Below are 3292 nucleotides of genomic sequence, written 5' to 3'. Positions count from 1 at the left end.
ATGACCGATTAAATCGGCATTGCGAACTGGTGGCAATTTGACCCGCATGGAGAAGGGAAACGCCCATCGAATTGAGGCGCGCAAGAAACCACTTTAGATGACCGGTACGAGTCTGGCAGCTAAGTCAGTGCGGCCGCGATACGTCGCGCTTGATGGGCCGCGTCGTCCAGTGCGTCGGCCGCAGAGGCGAACAGGCGCGTTCCTCTGCGTATCGAAGTCTTCATTCCGCCATCGGCCTGCTCGGTAACCCGAACGATCGTAACGTAGCTGCCTGGCGCCGCCAATTCAAACTCCGGAATAACGGTGAACCGCCCTTTCAAGATGGATTGAGTTCGCATGATAGTTTTCCGATACGCTCACCGGCGACCCGCGCGGGCTTGATGCTTAGCTCTTAGTGTACCCATACCGGCTACGATCAGGCGACCCAGTTATCGTCGGAACATTCGACTGTCTTTGCGCCAAGTCTAGCAGCGCCGACCAAGCGATAGGATTCGATTTTCTTAATTTGGAAATAGGCTTCAAAATGCGGTGCACGAATTTGCGCCGACGCATCGTCTGGTCCGATAGTGCTGGCACGAAAACGGCTGAGCCTGTAGCGGCGTCGGCGCTTCGAACGAGATAACCCGCGAAATGCGCTGTGAGAGGGCAGTGCGTGTCCTAGCGCGAGATGACCGATGTTCAACCTGTTTCCTCCGCTCGAGCACCGAGACCGAGTCCAACTACTTTGTTGGCTGACTTGGGGAATGATGACCAATTACCACAGGTCGGGTGCGTGGCCTGGCATTCAGTACCGCGAGCAAGCGATACGGCGATGGTTGGCGGCTCACGAAAAGTCCGCCAGTTGGTTAGAAACCGCGCAGCTTTCGTGGATCGCAGCACAGCTCGCGCATGGGAACCGTTGGATACTCGAGACTGAAGCCGGCCGCCTGGAGCTCGAGCTCGTTACGGCGATCGGGGTCATCGACTACGAGCGGCCCGTGATGCGGGCGTTATATTTGCAATGCGATGAAAAAGTGGCGGCCCGCGGATGGGCGAACGGCGGAAGCTCCGCCTAAGGGCGGCGCTCCGGTTTGACGGTCCGGGCGGACGCGCAACTCCCGGACTTTTTGGCGATCGCACCGGCAAACCAAAAAGCGTGGCGGAGCTCGCGCTTGATCGTCTTTTATGGAGACGCCGATGGCACGATGGACTTCCTTAACCGAACAAGTAATTGAAATCGTTCAGCTGTGGCGCGACTGCTTGTACGAGACGATGGCGCATTCAGCGACGGGGGTTCAGCGCGAAGCGAAGTGCCACGCGTCCGCCGGGCGCGTGTGGCGCGGTCACGAGACGCCCCAAGACGGCGGACATCTATGCGCTATGGCAGTGTTGTGCATCCAAGTGAGCGTGAAAGGTGGGTGACGGCGGCCGTTTTGAGAAGCTAATTGCCGGATAGCCTGCTTATGACAAGCCAGTTCGACCGATGAAGGACGAGAATCAGCGGGTACTTAGGATGCTGACCGGCAATAATCGATAGGATTGCAGGGCTAGAAATGCCCCATCTCGATTTACAAGACGGCGAGAGGGCCGTGGGCACAGCCTTTCCGGCGCACGACCAGGAGCCCGACGAACCGCTCGCGAAATCGGACGGCGCGTCGAAGGCTCGGCGGTAGGGTAAGCCGCGGAAGCCCGGCACGGTATCGCAATTGCTAAAGAACCGGCGCAATTGGCTCATTTATCACGGAGATCATCATGAATGCAACCTCGGCTTTAGTCACCGTATTCAGCGCTGCGCTGATGAGCGGTGCGCCCCTCATCGTTTTCGCACAGACGCAGGCAGCGAGCACGACCCAGGCTAACGAATTACCCGCGGTCGACAAGGCTTTCGTTCAGGCCGCGACGGAATCGAGCTCGACGGAGATCGACACAGCCAAGCTTGCGACCAAACAGTCGCAGGACAAGGACGTCAAAAGCTTTGCCCATCACATGATGGTCGATCACACGAAGTTGACCATGCAGTTGAAGATGGCGGCGCCGCACGGCGTCGAAGTGCCGAAGGATAACTCTGACACGTCGGTCATCGATGGGCTCAAGCCGCTCAAGGGTCGGGAGTTCGACAGGATGTACATCCAGAAGGTCGGAGTTGAAGGGCATCAGAAGGCGGTGGCGGCATTCCGAAAGGAGGCGCAAGAAGGTCAGAACGCCGATCTCAAAAAGGCCGCACAGAAGGCGCTGCCGACGATCCAAGAACATTTGAAGATGGCGCAGGACCTCGCTGCCAAAAAGGGCCTGCAGTGATTGTTGCAACCAGCGGCTCAGGTGTGAAAGCTCGATAATTGAGAAACGCAGACGCGCGTTGCTGCACGCGCGTCTGCATCTACGCTTATCGCGCATCAATTACGACTAACGCAGACCGCCTGATGCAAGCTTCTGTTGATTCCTTTGCTGCTGGCCTTGCGCCGTGCCTTGATCGTTCTTTGGCTTCGTGGATCGGAGTTCAGTGCGAGACAGGTTGCGCATGTGCTGTGACTCGGTCACATGGAACGGTTGGAAGGCAGCGTTGCGCTGTTCCGAACTGGCCACGGGAACGGGGAGGGCTTGCAAGCTACAAATCGGCCGCTTAGCGGTGGGCGAGACATGGAGTCGAACCCACTGCTCAACCTCAGCATCGAACTCTATGGGGACACCATGAAGGATGAACGGAACCGATCACTGCTTCCACGGTACGCTTTGATTGGCGGCGCGGTCGCTGCATCAATCGGCGTGGCGGCCTGGACGGCGATGCGGGCGCGGCGTGCGGAGCGCGACTGTCCACCTCTCGGTCAATTCATCGAGGCGGATGGCGTGCGTCTGCACTACTTCGATGAGGGCGAGGGGCCGGTCGTAGTGCTTTTGCACGGAAATCTGGTCACGGCGCAGGATTTCCTCGCGAGCGGGCTTTTCGGTCGTCTTACGAAGCGGCACCGCGTCATCGCTTTCGACCGTCCCGGATTCGGGTACAGCGAGCGGCCCCGCGACCGCCTTTGGACACCGCATGCACAGGCACGCACGATCCAGCTTGCACTTAAAAAGATGGGGCTTTCCGGTGCGGTGATTGTGGGCCACTCGTTCGGCTGTCTGGTTGCGTCGGCCATGGCGCTTGACCCGCACACGGAGATCCGCGGGCTCACGCTGATCTCCGGCTACTTCTATCCAACTCTACGAGCAGACGTTGCGATCAGCGCACCCGCCGCCATTCCGGTCATCGGAGACGTGTTGCGCTACACGCTTTCGCCAATCGTCGCGCGCATGATGTACGGACGCACTGTCGAAA

4 protein-coding genes are annotated in these 3292 nt (G+C 58.9%); 3 read left to right on the top strand and 1 reads right to left on the bottom strand.

Annotated features, from left to right (window positions below):
• Positions 1 to 119: 119 nt before the first annotated feature.
• Positions 120 to 338, bottom strand: a complete 219-nt coding sequence (locus tag AWB74_RS43695; protein WP_061152690.1) for a hypothetical protein — start codon at positions 336 to 338, stop codon at positions 120 to 122.
• Positions 339 to 674: 336 nt separating this feature from the next.
• Here AWB74_RS43695 and AWB74_RS43690 point away from each other — a divergent pair, with 336 nt between their 5' ends.
• The 3 genes from AWB74_RS43690 to AWB74_RS43675 form a co-directional block, all read left to right on the top strand.
• On the top strand, positions 675 to 1055 hold the full coding sequence (locus tag AWB74_RS43690) for a hypothetical protein (protein ID WP_143749520.1): 381 nt from the start codon (positions 675 to 677) through the stop codon (positions 1053 to 1055).
• A 721-nt stretch (positions 1056 to 1776) separates the two neighbouring features.
• The gene (locus tag AWB74_RS43680; RefSeq protein ID WP_235024948.1) at positions 1777 to 2277 is read left to right on the top strand and encodes a DUF4142 domain-containing protein; all 501 of its coding nucleotides are present in this window, start codon (positions 1777 to 1779) and stop codon (positions 2275 to 2277) included.
• Positions 2278 to 2616: 339 nt separating this feature from the next.
• Positions 2617 to 3292: alpha/beta fold hydrolase (locus AWB74_RS43675; protein ID WP_235024947.1), on the top strand; the 676-nt coding region annotated here is incomplete at its 3' end.

The organism is Caballeronia arvi, from assembly GCF_001544695.2.
In the GTDB taxonomy this organism is placed as follows: Bacteria; Pseudomonadota; Gammaproteobacteria; order Burkholderiales; family Burkholderiaceae; genus Caballeronia; species Caballeronia arvi.
The sequence above is the reverse complement of the archived record's forward strand: the minus strand, read 5'-3'. Positions and strand labels throughout refer to the sequence as shown.